A 14017-nucleotide genomic window follows, 5' to 3' on the forward strand; every position below is an offset into this window, starting at 1 on the left:
CCTTGAGCCTTTTCCCGTACTGTAAATGTAGCTTCTGTGTAGAATTTACTCCTACACTCCTGTTTTGCAGTCGGCCCCTGAGGCAAATAAACAAATCTACCAATTTTAGAAAAAAACTCAGTAATACTGATGCGTCCAATCATAAGCAAGTGGCAAGGTATTCTTGCTGCATTATTAGTGGTGTTTGCCTGTATAGGGTGTAGCAATGTTCCGTCTACTGCCTTTAATCCTTGGCAAGTAATTAATGTCCCCACAGATGAGAAGTTATTAGATATTGCTTTTACTGGTAATCCGCAACATGGTTATCTGGTGGGCAGTAATGCCACTTTGTTGGAAACTAATGATGGTGGCGAGACTTGGAAACCGTTAAAGTTAGAACTGGATGATGCCAAGTATCGTTTTAACGGAGTGAATTTTGCTGGTCAGGAAGGGTGGATTGTGGGTGAACCTTCTTTACTGCTTCATTCTACTGATGAAGGTCGTTCCTGGTCACGGATTCCGTTGAGCGAAAAGTTACCTGGTAATCCCATTACGGTTACAGCCCTAGCCGATGGACAGGCAGAAATGGCAACAGATGTAGGGGCAATATATAAGACTACTGATGGTGGTAAAAACTGGCAGGCCCAGGTAGAAAATTCTGTGGGTGTGGTGCGGAACATGAAACGTTCTGCTGATGGCAAGTATATTGCTGTGTCTGCCAAAGGCAGCTTTTATTCTACTTGGGAACCAGGACAAAATGCTTGGGTTCCTCATAATCGCAACAGTTCCCGACGTTTGGAAAATATGGGTTTTACTGACAACGGCCAACTATGGTTGTTAGCTAGGGGTGGTCAAGTCCAGTTTAGTGACCCCAATAAACCTGATGAGTGGTTAGAGGCAGAATATCCAGAGTTATCAACTAGTTGGGGGTTACTGGATTTAGGATATCGCACACCTGAGGAAATTTGGATTGGTGGAGGTAGCGGTAATTTGCTACGTAGTGCTGATGGTGGCAAAACCTGGGAAAAAGACCGGGAAGTAGAAACTGTGGCGGCTAATTTTTACAAAATTGTCTTTTTCCAACCAAATCAGGGTTTCATTATTGGCGATCGCGGTGTCTTGCTGAAATATAATCCTAAAGCAGAAGCTGCTTAGTAACCCTGTAAGTGTCAGTATTGATCCTGAATTCTGAGAAGGACGTTGCAACTTGTAACTCTTTCTAAACTTTGTAGGATAATAAACTCAATAATAGTCTTTGAGAAGGTAGTGATTTAAATGGCAGGTAGCACTGGAGAACGTCCGTTTTCTGACATCGTTACCAGTATCCGTTACTGGGTAATTCACAGCATCACCATTCCTGCTCTGTTTGTTGCAGGTTGGCTGTTTGTCAGCACCGGCTTGGCTTATGATGTGTTTGGCACTCCTCGTCCAGATGAGTATTACACCCAAGCACGTCAAGAGTTGCCTATTGTTAGCAACCGTTACGAAGCTAAGAAGCAAGTAGAAACATTTATTGGAAAATAGTTTGAGATCATGACTAGCGGTAATAACATCAATCAACCAGTTACCTATCCTATTTTTACAGTCAGATGGCTAGCGGTTCATACCTTAGCTGTTCCCACTGTATTCTTTTTGGGCGCGATCGCCGCAATGCAGTTTATTCAACGCTAGGAGCAACTCATGGAAAGAACGCCCAATCCTAATAACCAACCGGTTGAATTAAATCGTACTTCTTTGTACTTGGGACTATTACTAGTCTTTGTTTTAGGGATTCTCTTTTCCAGTTACTTCTTTAACTAAACTGGAACTGCGGTCATTAATCTCTGTTAATTAATCTCTGTTGATTTGCTATTTAGGGAGGAGAAAACTGTGTCTGGAAGCGGGAGAATTCCCCTGTGGGTTGTAGCGACAATCGCAGGTTTAGGTGTAATCACTGTTGTAGGCATTTTCTTTTATGGAGCTTACGCAGGACTAGGTTCTTCAATGTAAGTTCAGTCTGAACTGAATCTTTGTTTAAAAATTGACATGAAAAAAACCGCCTGTCTCTCTGGGATAGGCGGTAAATATTTGGTTGTAATTGATTGTAATTAATTGCCCCAGGGGAAACTGGTAATTGTACCTTTTACCCCTGAGTAACTAGATTAAGCGATATCTTCGCGCTCAATGTATACGAATAAAAACGCAAAAACTGCGGCTGGGAATACGACTACAACCAAGGGTAATAGCAGAGAAGACAGGTATGGTGTGTAGGCCAAAAGGGTGGGAAAGAATGAACTAGACATAATATATTCCTGTGAAGTGACACTACAATTCAAAATGAGCTTACTGCAAAAGTATGTTGGATTTTGGAAATTCTAAAGATTTTTAACACATAATGTTAAATTTCCAGTAGTTCATCCAGTTCCATCGTCTGTAAGTCAGGTGGGACAACTGTCCTGACAACGGTCACTTTGTGGCTTTCCTGGTGGGTGGACTGGTCAAGGGCGATCGCCTGAACGCGCATCTCTAAACAACCCAAGGGAACGAGTAATTTGGCTGTGGCTTCTAAGGTTCCCCAATTATTGGGACGTAAATCTGTTAATAAATGTGGGCCATCTAACAAGGCACGGGTTTGATAATCTTCAATCCACAGCTTCACCGCTACAGAAGCAGGTACATCAGGCATTTCTACACGTATCTTCAATTCAGAAGCTGCTACCAGTTCTCCCTCTGGTACATACAATTGGGGAGTGGGGATAGACTGAATTCCAGGAATGGGAATATCTTCTGGTTGGTTTTCTACTTGTGCTGCGACATAGGAATGGTCTTGAGGTTCATAGATCACATCATTCAAGTCATCAATGACTATTTCTTCAGACAACCAAGCAGGTAAAGTCGTGATTAGTGGGGGATGTGACACTGATACTTCTGGAGGTGGTTCACTAGTTGCTGAATTCACTTCCTCTGAGGCTTGTGCTGATACTGGTAATTCAGTTTCTAGATTGGGGAGTAAATCAGTAAATGTATAAATTGGTGTTTCTGTCTCAGATGCCGCAGCTAAAGCAATATCGTCCGAGACAGTTTCTGCACTCACAGTTGAGGTTTCTTCAGGAGTAAATTGCTCACTATTGTTGTCTTGTTGGCCTATATCCAGAGGTTCAAGTCCAGAATATCCCTGATTTTGCATCCACATTTTCAGCAGTGGAGATGGTTGTGGTTCAGATGTAACTAGTGAATCACTGGGTAAAGGTTCTGGTTCTGGTGATACCTGTAATTCAGAGGTAACTAGTGAATCACCTGGTAAAGGTTCTATTGTGGCAGTATCTTCTAATTCCTCTGTGGGAGATTCAGGTAATAATTCTGAAGTTAATTCCAGTTCAGATACTGGAGGAGTGGCAGGTAATTCAGGGGTTTTAAAGGTGAATAATTCTGGTTTTTTCGGTTTGGTTGTTTCTGCTGGTTCTGCGGAAGACGTTAAGCGTTTTAAATAGGGAAAAGACGTTGTCTGATGAGAACCTTGGGTTGATTTAATGGCTAACTTACCTAAATCAATGGGGGGAATAGCAGGTTTATCCACAGGTGCTGCTGATTCGTCCGATTCAGATTTTTTGGGATTTTCCGGTAAGGTAGGCAGTTGGGGAGATTGACCATCTACTAAATCAGTAGATTTAATTCTCGGTGGCAGAGGTTCAGTTGTGGCTGATTGGGTTGTGGGGAATTGGACTAATTTCCGGGAATTTTTGGCGATATTAAATAGCTCTAAACCCAAACTGGCGGTTTTTTCAGCTTTTTTGAGGGAGTGAGGTGGGTTTTGAGTTTCCTCTAAGGTGTCTAAGGTTTCCGGGTTGGTATTTTTAAAGGCTAGCAACTCGGTGACATCAGCCGTGATGGTGAAAGCACTACTAGCTAAAAGCTGGTTTTGGGCAAGAGGGGAAAATCGACCGTATAATCTGATTTCCGCCAAAATTAGCTTGGATTCGCAATTAGCGGGAATGGGAATTGTGGCAGTAAAGGAGAAGGGTAAAGTTTGGTCGGTGAGGGTCTGCTGTTCCTGAGTTAAGATGTTTGATTCCCAAGGCGATCGCAACTCTATTTCCATCGTCAAACCCTGGAGGCTGTTGTTAGCAGGATTTTCATCGATTGCTGCTTTCAGTTCCACATCACCATGAATGCTTAAACTCTCACCCCAAATAGCAATGTAAGCATCTTGATCTAGGGTGATTTGCAGGGGTTGGTCTTGGTTGGGAGAGACATCTTCAATACTCTGGTCTTCCAAAGACTCAGAATTCGGCAAAGCTAAATCTATTAAATTTTGTAAAATCTGTTCTGCGGTTTCGCCTTTAAACCAAACGGGACTAACTGGCTGATCAATAATCAGGTCTTCTTCAGTTTCCGCAGACAAGGTATTGAGTGAGGAATCGGCTGGGTTAATGGCAGATGTAACCGATTCTGTCAGTGATTTTTCTGAATCTTCATTAGGTAGCAGTTCTGATGGATCACTTACTTCTTGGGGTAAAACTTGAATCAACAGATTTTGCTGCCAAGATTGACCAAGCATATCTGCCATCAAATCTCCAGAACAGCGCACCTCCCAAATCCCAGGTTTTAAATGAGTAAAGGGAATAACGGCTAAAAGTCCTTCTGCACTGGTGCGACGTAATCGCTTAACAACCCGCCGTTTTGGAGGGACTTCCTGGATGGAAGAATGAATGATCCGCACCTCCACATCCATATTGGGAAGGTGAGAACGGGCCAAAACTCGATACTTACCTTCAGAAATTTTCAGATTTGGCGATTCTAGGTTGTTCCAAGTGCGATCGCCCTGTTTCTGAATCAGAAACTGCCAGTTTTCCATCGTCAGTAATGCCCAAACCAAAAAGATGCCGAGTGAAATTTTGCGGTAATTTCTTAGTCAGTTTAACTCAGCAATTAGTAATTGCATCACTCAATGTTATTGTGTGCTGCCGACGCTGGCAAGACGATGACGATAATTAATGACACCACACATGGCCGCTAAAAATACCCAAAACAGTGTATTTAAGCGTAAATCAAAGATAGTTACATCTACTGTATTGGATAGTACCCAGCCACCAAAGGCTAATAAATAACTAAAAAATATCAGTTTGTGTTCTGCTGGTAAGGTTTGGGACTGCCATAAAAATTGACTAGCGGCGATAAATATCCAAATCAATAAACCGCAAAAGAGCAAGGTACAAGGTAGACCTGTTTCGGCGGACAACATTAAAAACAAGTTGTGGGGATGACCTAAATCAATTTGCATCTGGGTTTTATACAAACCACTAAAACTGCGTAAACCCCAACCAGTCCAGGGATGCTGCTGAGTTAATGACCAAGCAAACTGCCACTGGGTTTTTCGCATCATCGCCACTGGTCGGTCTGGATACATATCATCGTTTAATCGTGCCCAAATAAAATAGGGAACGAAGCGACGAAAAAATTGAGCGATCGCTGTTGGTGCAAAAGCCGCTAACAAAATTGATGTGGCAATACTCACCACCACACCAACTATCAGCCGCCAACCTTGATAAGTCGCAAAGGCTAAACAGGCCAGCATGGCTATCACCCAGCCATTTCTAGAGTTAGTCAAGATTAAAGCTAGGAAATCAGCTAACAGAATGATGGTGAGGGCAATGGTGAGGGGCTGTTTTTCTCTCAGTTGGGGATAATTTTCTAGCCACAACCCTAATCCCAAAATCAAGATGGTGACTAAATAGGCAGCTAAAGTATTAGCGTGCATAAACATAGATGCCATCCGTCCCGCCGGCAGTCCTCCCTGTGCCACCACCCAATCAAAAACTATCCACAAAAACTGAAACTGGAAATGCCAACCGAGAAATAACTGCCCAAAACCCGCAATTAATACAGGAATGGAACCAAACACCATAATCCAAGCAATTTGTTTCAATTGGGCTGGTGTGTAAATTAGGGCAGTTAATCCGGCGAAAACAAAGAAATAGGGGAGAAAATTAAATAACCCCAGGAAAGCCTCCAGAGGGTGAGAGGCAAACCCGGTGGTAATCAGCATGAGTAAACCTAACAGTGCAAAACCCTGATTGAGGGGGCGACGGCTAATGGTGCGGTATTTTTTGCGCCAAGTCAGCAAAGCCGCCAAAACGATGGTCACAGCCCCCAAAAATGGACTGACTGGGAAGAAGAACAACCCAAATTGAGTACATTGCCAAGGGAATTGCAAATCAGGTTCGGGATGGTAAAAAGCCTTATTCAAGCTAACTCCCAACATTCGGAACGGGTCAAGCGAATTTGTGCGAGGGTGAAAATTGTGGGAATAATGCGACCATAATTAGTAGCGATCGCTCTCCAACCCAAATCCGCAAAAAACCAAGCCCACATCATTGGCCCCACAAAGGCAAAGACGCTGCGAACAGCACCATAACGGGCCGCACTAACAGTCATTCCTCTCCGGGCCATTTGCAAGGCTACATAATTTTGAAATTGGCGATTTGCTACTCCTGACCCAGCAATAGCAGCTTCTTTCGCTACTTGGTAGGTGGCAAAATGAATGGCAAATTGCCGGGCAATTTGTTGGAGAATTAAGGGCTGAATTACGGAAGTCACAGCCAAAGCACTGCCACCTTTGAAGAGTAATCCTAAAGGATCTTTTTGAAATAACAATGGTAAAGGTTCTTTTAATTCAGATTTCACTAACTGACGTTGAATGTTGGCAGTTAATTTTTGTTGTTCTGTGACGGGCAGCTTTTGCCAAACTTTTCCTAAAAGATGTAAAAACACCTCGGCTTCTAAATCTACAGTTGCCAGATGTTGAGAATAATCTATTTTTAAATATTTACAGACTTGTATCAGGGCTTGCCTGTAAGTAACTTGATATGTGCGTCCGCGCAACACTGTCATCCCATCTGCCGCTAAAAAACGAAAGCGGTCTTCTAGTGCATCTAACCAAGATTGACGGTCTTGGCTTTGCACGTCGATGGGGTTGGGTGTGTGAACATAATCTAGGGGATTAAACTTACGACTAAAAAGAATCGCTGTTAAGTCCTTGAGTTCCTCATCGGTGGCTAGTTCTAGTACCGCCCTCAGTTCATCCAATTTCCCTTCCTCCCTTCTGTGCAGCGTTTCTGTACTTTATTCTACTATCAGGTTTCAGCAGTCATTGAACAGAATGAAGTATTAAGGATAGCGCAGAAAGTGTGAAATATTACATTTTCCCAAAATTGTGGCAGGATTTAGGCAAAATGTCTAAATATAGCCAGATATAACAATTAATATGCAATTCAATTTCTACAAACGAGTTAATTTTCTCATACAGAAAATCATTAATTCCCGTTGCCAATCTAAAATCCAAAATTTTTTAATTCCAAGTAGGATTGTAATCAAATAACCATTTAAACTGCTGGTCAGCTAACCAGGTAGGCGTTAATTGATAAATCAAATTACGGAAGAGACAGCCTATATTGGAGTCAGTTTGTGCTAATGAACCTACTGACCGAGAAACATTCAAAACTTTAGTAACTCTGGGATGGCGATCGCTTTCAAATTGACGCAACACTGATGAAACTTGCTCTTGACTGGTTACAGTTGCTAATAATTTAGCTAATTCAAAAGCATCTTCTATAGCCATACAACCTCCTTGTCCAAGAGTAGGTTGAACTGGGTGGGCCGCATCTCCAATTAATGTCACCCGACCTTTTCCCCAGGTGTGACCTAGTGATTCCCGGTCAAAAATATCGTCTCGATAAATACTCTTAGGGTCTAAAGCAGCGATGATGCTGGGTACAGGTTCACCATAGGCAGAAAAAATTGTTTGCAATGCAGCTAAAGGCCCTCCCACAGATTCATCATTTTCACCCGGTTGACTATTGGTGAAACCGTAGAAAGAAAATTTTCCTCCTCCCACATGAAAATAGCCAAAACGATTACCTTTTCCCCACAATTCCATCCAACTGTATTCTGGATTTAAAGGCAGATTAGCACCATCAAAAGATCCCCTCCAACAGCACATACCGCTATAAATTGGATCTTCTAAACGTTCTTGACCATGCAAAGATGCCCTAACTTTGGAATAAATACCATCAGCACCGACTAAAATATCCCCCGTTGTGGTGGTGCCATCTTGGAAATAAACTTTGATGCCATGATCAGTTGCTTGAAAACTTTGGAATGCTAACCCAGTTTTGACCGTTGATGGTGGCAAAGCGTTATATAAAATCTGTTGAATTTGCGATCGCATCAAACATACTCCCAAGTCTGTTTCACCTACAAACTCTGGAGAGTTGATATATAAAGGTTTTGCTTGGTGATTAAAAAACCCACCAGTTAAGATTTTGCCCCCGTATTTATAGAATTCCTCGTAAATCTTGCCATTTGCCAGCAACTTATAAACCTTCATGGCATTGCGTTGAATAAATATGCCACCAGGTCCCCCCAGCATCGTCTCCAGGTCACGTTTCTCGTATAACTCAACTTCTAAGCCAATATCCAGACAGGCCAAGGCTAAAGTTAAACCACCAATTCCACCACCAATGATAATTACTTTAGATACTGAAGAATTGATGGTTTTGCTGATTGTTTCCATTCGTGACTCCATTGACAAAAGATATTCAGACCCTGGTGGGAAATAGTTGAGGAGGCGATCACTTGACGGTAAGAATTAATGCTAAAACTACATTTTACCTAAATTACCAATGCTGCATTCCCTCAGCCTAGAAACATACTGTCCCAGCCACGTTTTAAAATGCCTGATATTGCTCGTAAATTCTCTGTCCCATGCTGACGCTGACACAACGTAACCTACCTAACCCCAATACTTTAGTCACCCTGTCTTTACATTTAACTGCGGAAGAACGCACCCGCAGTCGTCACCGATTTACCACAGAAGATGGCATAGAGGTATGTTTACGTTTGCCTAGAGGTACAGTTTTAAACAATGGTGATATTTTGACAGATGATGAACACAGCAGTTTAATCAGAATAATCGCTAAACCTGAACCTGTATACACAGTTGTGGCTGAGTCGCCATTATTACTCATCAGGGCAGCTTATCATTTAGGAAATCGCCATGTCCCTGTAGAGGTGACACCAAATTATTTACGCTTGTCACCAGACCCTGTATTAAAAACCATGTTGATACAACTAGGTTTAAGGATTTATGAGGAAGTTGTCCCTTTTCAACCAGAGTTAGGTGCCTATGGAAACCACCATCACTCTCACTGATTACCATTTTCTGTCCATTCTTCAATTGGCTAGTCCGGCTTTACCTGTGGGGGCCTATAGTTATTCGGAAGGGTTAGAAACATTGGTAGAAAATGGCACTATTAGCTGTTGCCAATCCCTGGAACAATGGATAACGGCTGAGTTGCGGTATGGTTCTATGAGGTTAGATGCAGCCATGATGGCAAGAAGCGTGGCAGCAGCGACCAGAGGTGATATAGCAGCTTTACGTCAACATAATTTGTGGTTATCAGCTGTGAGAGATACAGAGGAGTTGCGGAATTCTAGCTGGCAAATGGGGCGATCGCTCAAGCAATTATTAGGTAAACTCCAACCTGATACCTTACCATTAGCTGAAGCTGTCGGAAATCCCTGTAATTATGCGATCGCTTTTGGTATTGCCAGTGCCCATTGGCAAATTCAGCCTCAAACTGCATTATTAGCTTATCTCCATAGTTGGGCCACGAATTTAATTACCGCAGGTGTGAAACTCATTCCCCTGGGTCAAACTGCTGGACAAGAACTATTATTAAGCTTACAAACCTTATTTAGTAATACATCCCAGGAAATTCTCAATTTAGACGATGATCAACTGGGTTGTTGTAGTTGGGGTTTATCTTTAGCTAGTATGCAGCACGAAACTCAATATACAAGGTTGTTCCGCAGTTAAAAAAATGGGAAAATTACAACCTATCAACAGTAGAGATTGTAATTTTTTAATTCTTTATTTTTTATTTTGTATTGACTATGACTGCATTTAGAGTTGGGGTGGCTGGCCCAGTGGGTTCAGGAAAAACTGCTTTAGTCGATGCTTTATGTAAAGCTTTGCGTCAACAATATAAATTAGCAGTAGTCACCAATGATATATACACTCAAGAAGATGCCCAGTTTTTGGTGCGTTCTCAAGCCTTGTCTAGCGATCGCATTGTGGGTGTAGAAACTGGTGGTTGTCCCCACACAGCCATCCGGGAAGATGCTTCTATGAATTTAGCCGCAATTGAACAATTAGAAGAAAAATTTACAGATTTAGATTTGGTCTTTCTAGAAAGTGGTGGTGATAATTTAGCAGCTACTTTCAGTCCTGAATTAGTTGATTTGACACTTTATGTGATTGATGTAGCTGCTGGTGATAAAATTCCCCGCAAAGGTGGCCCTGGTATTACTAAATCCGATTTATTAGTAATTAATAAAACCGATTTAGCGCCCTATGTAGGTGCTAGTTTAGAAGTCATGGAACGGGATGCGAAAAAAATGCGCGGTGATAAACCATTTATTTTTACTAATTTAAAAACTCAAGCAGGTTTAGCAGAGGTAATTAACTTTATCAACTCCTATATCTAGGATTCAAAATGTCAATAACTCTTGTGGGGTGGGCATCTTGACAGCCCTAATTATGCGATTTAAATGTGTAACAGCTTAAAACATTGAGTCTTGCTTTTCAGTTTTTACCTCATGGATTTGCAATCTGCTGTAATTGCACAAGATATAGCCGTAGACAAGGTAGTTAGAACATGAACTATAGCTAAAACTGAGATAACCAAAGGCTTTTAGCACTGTCACCTGTCACCTGTCACCTGCTATATCTAGTGAAAAACCAAAATTATTTCATAAAATCAGCAAATATTTTTTGTAAATTCTCTGGATGAGTTGCTTCTAAATATTTAGATGCCATTTCTGGCGTTAAAAATTCAATCATGATTCTATTTTCAATCCAAAATTCAATCACATCAAACACAGAATCACGGTTGCAATATAAAACTTTCCAACCTTCTCGCTGACCAATTTCTTCTATTTTTTCTCGGCTTGTAGGTACAGAAACAGCCGCATGAGTCGCTACAAAGGGAGAAGATTTAATAGAATCGACAAAATTACATTGTTCTTCGCCTTCACCAGGAACTAATTCTGTATTTAACGGATAAATTTCAATTCCTGTTCCATATTGATCTAGGGGAAGAACGATATAACTACCAGGATGAGGAAAAAATGGAAAAGCCTTTCCGTCCATCACTTCAGCTAAAACTTGAGATACATGTTCAGGGTTGCCAGCAGCAATAGAAATATGGTGAATCATAGTAATGAGTTAATGCAAATTTTCTAGTGAGTTAGTCCCACTAAGTTAATCAGTCAAATATAAATGCTAGTTTTCCTAATTTATCTACGGCACAAGTTAAAAAAATTTACAAAAAAACCAACCTGTGCGGCCGGTTCAATTGCTGGTTAAGGATTTATGCTTCCAACACCAACATCTGCACCCATGAATTAGTTCATAGGTGGCAAATCTTTGGTTTAGTTGGATTTTCCGGGAATGAACACACAGAATCTATCAATTGCACAGAGTGAAATCCTCTCCCTCCAGACATAGATCAATGGAAGGAAAGAATTATAGAAATAGAAATCAATTTTGTCACCTACAGACTTTGGTTACCCACAGATTCCTCAATTTGTCCGACCCGTCGAATGTTGAGAATATCACTCATTTTTTTAATTTGTGTAAATACTTGCTCTAATTGGGAGCGATCGCGTATATCTATCCCTAAATCCATTAGTGCTGGTTGTCCAGAGGCTGTTTTCACTTGGGCATGGCGCACATTGATGCCTTGGTCGCTCAAGCGAGATAAAATATCTTTTAATACACCCACTCTATCTAGGGCTTCTATTTGAATATTCACAGGGTATGTATGGGGACGACTGGTATGTTCTGCCCCTGGATTCCACTTCACAGGCACTAGGCGATCGTACTCCACACTTTCCAAATTTTGACAACCTTGACGATGAATAGAAATTCCCCTTCCCCTAGTCACCACACCAATAATTGCTTCTCCCGGAATTGGTGTACAACAACCTGCTAAGTGATAAACCAATCCTTCCACCCCAATAATTGGTGAATCAGAGGCACGGGAGGAATTGATATGACTGTCCCGTAAGGCTTTAGTAGAGGATGATTCTTTGGGTAATAGGGGTGTATTGGTGGTCATTGGTTGCTGGGCTTTAATCACCTCTCGCCAGCGATTGAGAACCAAATTAAGGGTTACTTCTCCGTAACCTAAACCTGCGAGTAAATCTTCTACACTGTGGTAATTACATTTTTCTGCCACCGTGTGCATCGCTTCTGATTTCAGCAGGTTATCAAAGCCAGTTTTACCTAGTTCCTTTTCTAATAATTCTCTGCCACGGGCAACATTTTCTTCTCGGCGCGATCGCTTATACCATTGTTTAATTCTATATTTCGCTGTCGATGTTCTGACGAAATTTAACCAATCTAAGCTAGGATGGCTATTCTTTTGGGTGAGAATATCGACAATATCACCATTTTGCAGTCTAGTTGACAACGGCACTATCCGCCCATTTACCTTAGCCCCAGCACAATGGTTACCGACTTCAGTATGAATGCGGTAAGCAAAATCTACACTGGTAGCACCAGGATTTAAAGATATAACATCTCCCTTAGGGGTGAAGACATAGACATCATCTTCAAATAAATTGTCTTTAACACTATCAAGATATTCTTGCGCGTCCTTGAGGTCACTTTGCCATTCTAATAACTGCCGCAACCAAGTAAACTTTTCATCAGCTGCCGTTAAATGCCCAGTATTAGAACCGCCAGTTTCTTTATACTTCCAATGGGCAGCAATCCCATATTCCGCAATACGGTGCATTTCTAAGGTGCGAATTTGTACCTCTAGGGGACGGCCTGTCAAACCAATTACCCCAGTATGTAATGATTGGTAACGGTTAGGTTTGGGTAGTCCAATGTAGTCCTTAAATCTACCAGGAATGGGGCGGAACGCATCATGGACTATGGCCAAGGCCCGGTAACATTCTTCATTAGTTTCGACGATTATTCGCAAGGCGGCCAAATCGTAAATTTCATGAAATTCTTTTTGCTGACGCAGCATTTTTTGATAAATGCTATACAGGTGCTTGGGTCTGCCACTAATTTCTAAGCATTTAATGCCTGCTTGTTGTAATCGTTCTCGTAAAATTTCTGTTGCTTTTTGTAATTTCTCTTCTCTAGCTGTTCGTTTTTCGGAAACGCATTGTTGCATGTGGCGAAATGCGTCCGGATCTAAATATTTAAAGGCTAAATCTTCTAATTCCCATTTAATCTGCCAAATTCCCAGGCGATTAGCTAAAGGTGCAAAGATATCTCGTGTTTCTTGGGCACTGCGACGACGACTGGCTTCTGGTACATACTGAAGAGTCCGCATGTTATGTAAACGGTCTGCCAATTTCACCACAATCACGCGAATATCTTTGGCCATAGCCAAAAACATACGTCGGAAGTTTTCTGCTTGACCTTCTGTTTTACTTTTAAAGTTAATTTTTGACAGCTTAGTAACACCTTCTACTAACTGCCGCACCTCTTGCCCAAACCGGGTTTCTATCTCTTCAATTGTGACATCTGTATCTTCAACTACATCATGTAATAACCCAGCTGCTATCATAGCAGGACTGCCACCTAAATCACGTAGCAATTCAGCTACCGCAACGGGATGAGCAATGTATGGTTCTCCTGATTTGCGATATTGACCTTCATGAAGTTCGTAAGCGAATTGGAATGCTCGACAAATCAAGTTGGAATCATGAAACGTTCGGTCATCGTCTGCTTCACCGCTATGGGCTGATGGTTCCCGCAAACAGTTATTTAACCATTCTGGGAGGATAACATCAGTCGGGGATTCGATCGCTATGGTACTCATACAGTGGAAGAATTATTCGGTGGATAACTGAGAGATGAACAGAAGCGACAGCATTGCCATCTAAAGATGCTGTAGCCAAAAAGCAGTGGGAAGAATAATTGGTGGATGATGTCAGTTTGATTTGTCGGCTCATCCATTGTGTTTTGTCTATC

The 14017-nt window shown here is 41.7% G+C and carries 15 protein-coding genes; 8 read left to right on the forward strand and 7 right to left on the reverse strand.

Annotated elements, in window-relative coordinates; genetic code table 11:
• Nucleotides 1-129: 129 nt before the first annotated feature.
• From H6G73_RS00495 to H6G73_RS00515, 5 genes are all read left to right on the forward strand, one after another.
• Nucleotides 130-1134, forward strand: coding sequence for a photosynthesis system II assembly factor Ycf48 (locus H6G73_RS00495; RefSeq protein ID WP_190600981.1), 1005 nt, complete (start codon nucleotides 130-132; stop codon nucleotides 1132-1134).
• Between the two features lie 120 nt (nucleotides 1135-1254).
• A complete protein-coding gene (gene psbE, locus H6G73_RS00500; RefSeq protein ID WP_190600982.1) occupies nucleotides 1255-1503 on the forward strand; it encodes a cytochrome b559 subunit alpha in 249 nt (82 codons plus the stop codon).
• Between the two features lie 9 nt (nucleotides 1504-1512).
• Nucleotides 1513-1650: a cytochrome b559 subunit beta gene (psbF, locus tag H6G73_RS00505; RefSeq protein WP_015139785.1), complete on the forward strand. Its 138-nt coding sequence runs from the start codon at nucleotides 1513-1515 to the stop codon at nucleotides 1648-1650.
• Between the two features lie 9 nt (nucleotides 1651-1659).
• The gene (locus tag H6G73_RS00510; RefSeq protein ID WP_010997988.1) at nucleotides 1660-1779 is read left to right on the forward strand and encodes a photosystem II reaction center protein L; all 120 of its coding nucleotides are present in this window, start codon (nucleotides 1660-1662) and stop codon (nucleotides 1777-1779) included.
• Between the two features lie 69 nt (nucleotides 1780-1848).
• Nucleotides 1849-1968: a photosystem II reaction center protein J gene (locus H6G73_RS00515; protein WP_190600983.1), complete on the forward strand. Its 120-nt coding sequence runs from the start codon at nucleotides 1849-1851 to the stop codon at nucleotides 1966-1968.
• Between the two features lie 152 nt (nucleotides 1969-2120).
• On the opposite strand, the gene H6G73_RS00520 is transcribed toward H6G73_RS00515, so the two are convergent.
• From H6G73_RS00520 to H6G73_RS00540, 5 genes are all read right to left on the reverse strand, one after another.
• A complete protein-coding gene (locus tag H6G73_RS00520; RefSeq protein ID WP_190600984.1) occupies nucleotides 2121-2261 on the reverse strand; it encodes a photosystem I reaction center subunit VIII in 141 nt (46 codons plus the stop codon).
• Nucleotides 2262-2356: 95 nt separating this feature from the next.
• Nucleotides 2357-4813, reverse strand: coding sequence for a hypothetical protein (locus H6G73_RS00525; RefSeq protein WP_190600985.1), 2457 nt, complete (start codon nucleotides 4811-4813; stop codon nucleotides 2357-2359).
• Between the two features lie 96 nt (nucleotides 4814-4909).
• Nucleotides 4910-6220 carry an O-antigen ligase family protein gene (locus tag H6G73_RS00530; RefSeq protein WP_190600986.1) on the reverse strand — a complete coding sequence of 437 codons (1311 nt, stop codon included), beginning with the start codon at nucleotides 6218-6220 and terminating at the stop codon, nucleotides 4910-4912.
• Nucleotides 6202-7044, reverse strand: a complete 843-nt coding sequence (locus H6G73_RS00535) for a YaaW family protein (protein ID WP_190600987.1) — start codon at nucleotides 7042-7044, stop codon at nucleotides 6202-6204. Before H6G73_RS00535 ends, H6G73_RS00530 begins: the two co-directional genes overlap by 19 nt.
• 262 nt (nucleotides 7045-7306) lie before the next feature.
• Nucleotides 7307-8530 carry an FAD-dependent monooxygenase gene (locus tag H6G73_RS00540; protein WP_190600988.1) on the reverse strand — a complete coding sequence of 408 codons (1224 nt, stop codon included), beginning with the start codon at nucleotides 8528-8530 and terminating at the stop codon, nucleotides 7307-7309.
• 191 nt (nucleotides 8531-8721) lie between these two features.
• On the opposite strand from H6G73_RS00540, the gene ureE reads away from it, so the two are divergent.
• From ureE to ureG, 3 genes are all read left to right on the forward strand, one after another.
• Nucleotides 8722-9168 carry an urease accessory protein UreE gene (ureE, locus tag H6G73_RS00545; RefSeq protein ID WP_190600989.1) on the forward strand — a complete coding sequence of 149 codons (447 nt, stop codon included), beginning with the start codon at nucleotides 8722-8724 and terminating at the stop codon, nucleotides 9166-9168.
• Nucleotides 9143-9835, forward strand: coding sequence for an urease accessory protein UreF (locus H6G73_RS00550; RefSeq protein WP_190600990.1), 693 nt, complete (start codon nucleotides 9143-9145; stop codon nucleotides 9833-9835). Before ureE ends, H6G73_RS00550 begins: the two co-directional genes overlap by 26 nt.
• Nucleotides 9836-9912: 77 nt before the next feature.
• On the forward strand, nucleotides 9913-10506 hold the full coding sequence (gene ureG, locus H6G73_RS00555) for an urease accessory protein UreG (protein WP_190600991.1): 594 nt from the start codon (nucleotides 9913-9915) through the stop codon (nucleotides 10504-10506).
• A 259-nt stretch (nucleotides 10507-10765) separates the two neighbouring features.
• On the opposite strand, the gene H6G73_RS00560 is transcribed toward ureG, so the two are convergent.
• A complete protein-coding gene (locus H6G73_RS00560; protein ID WP_190600992.1) occupies nucleotides 10766-11236 on the reverse strand; it encodes a hypothetical protein in 471 nt (156 codons plus the stop codon).
• A gap of 337 nt (nucleotides 11237-11573) precedes the next feature.
• Entirely contained in the window at nucleotides 11574-13865 is a 2292-nt protein-coding gene (locus H6G73_RS00565; protein ID WP_190600993.1) for a RelA/SpoT family protein, read from the reverse strand.
• Nucleotides 13866-14017 lie beyond the last annotated feature (152 nt).

The sequence above is a fragment of the Richelia sinica FACHB-800 genome, from assembly GCF_014698825.1.
In the GTDB taxonomy this organism is placed as follows: domain Bacteria; phylum Cyanobacteriota; class Cyanobacteriia; order Cyanobacteriales; family Nostocaceae; genus FACHB-800.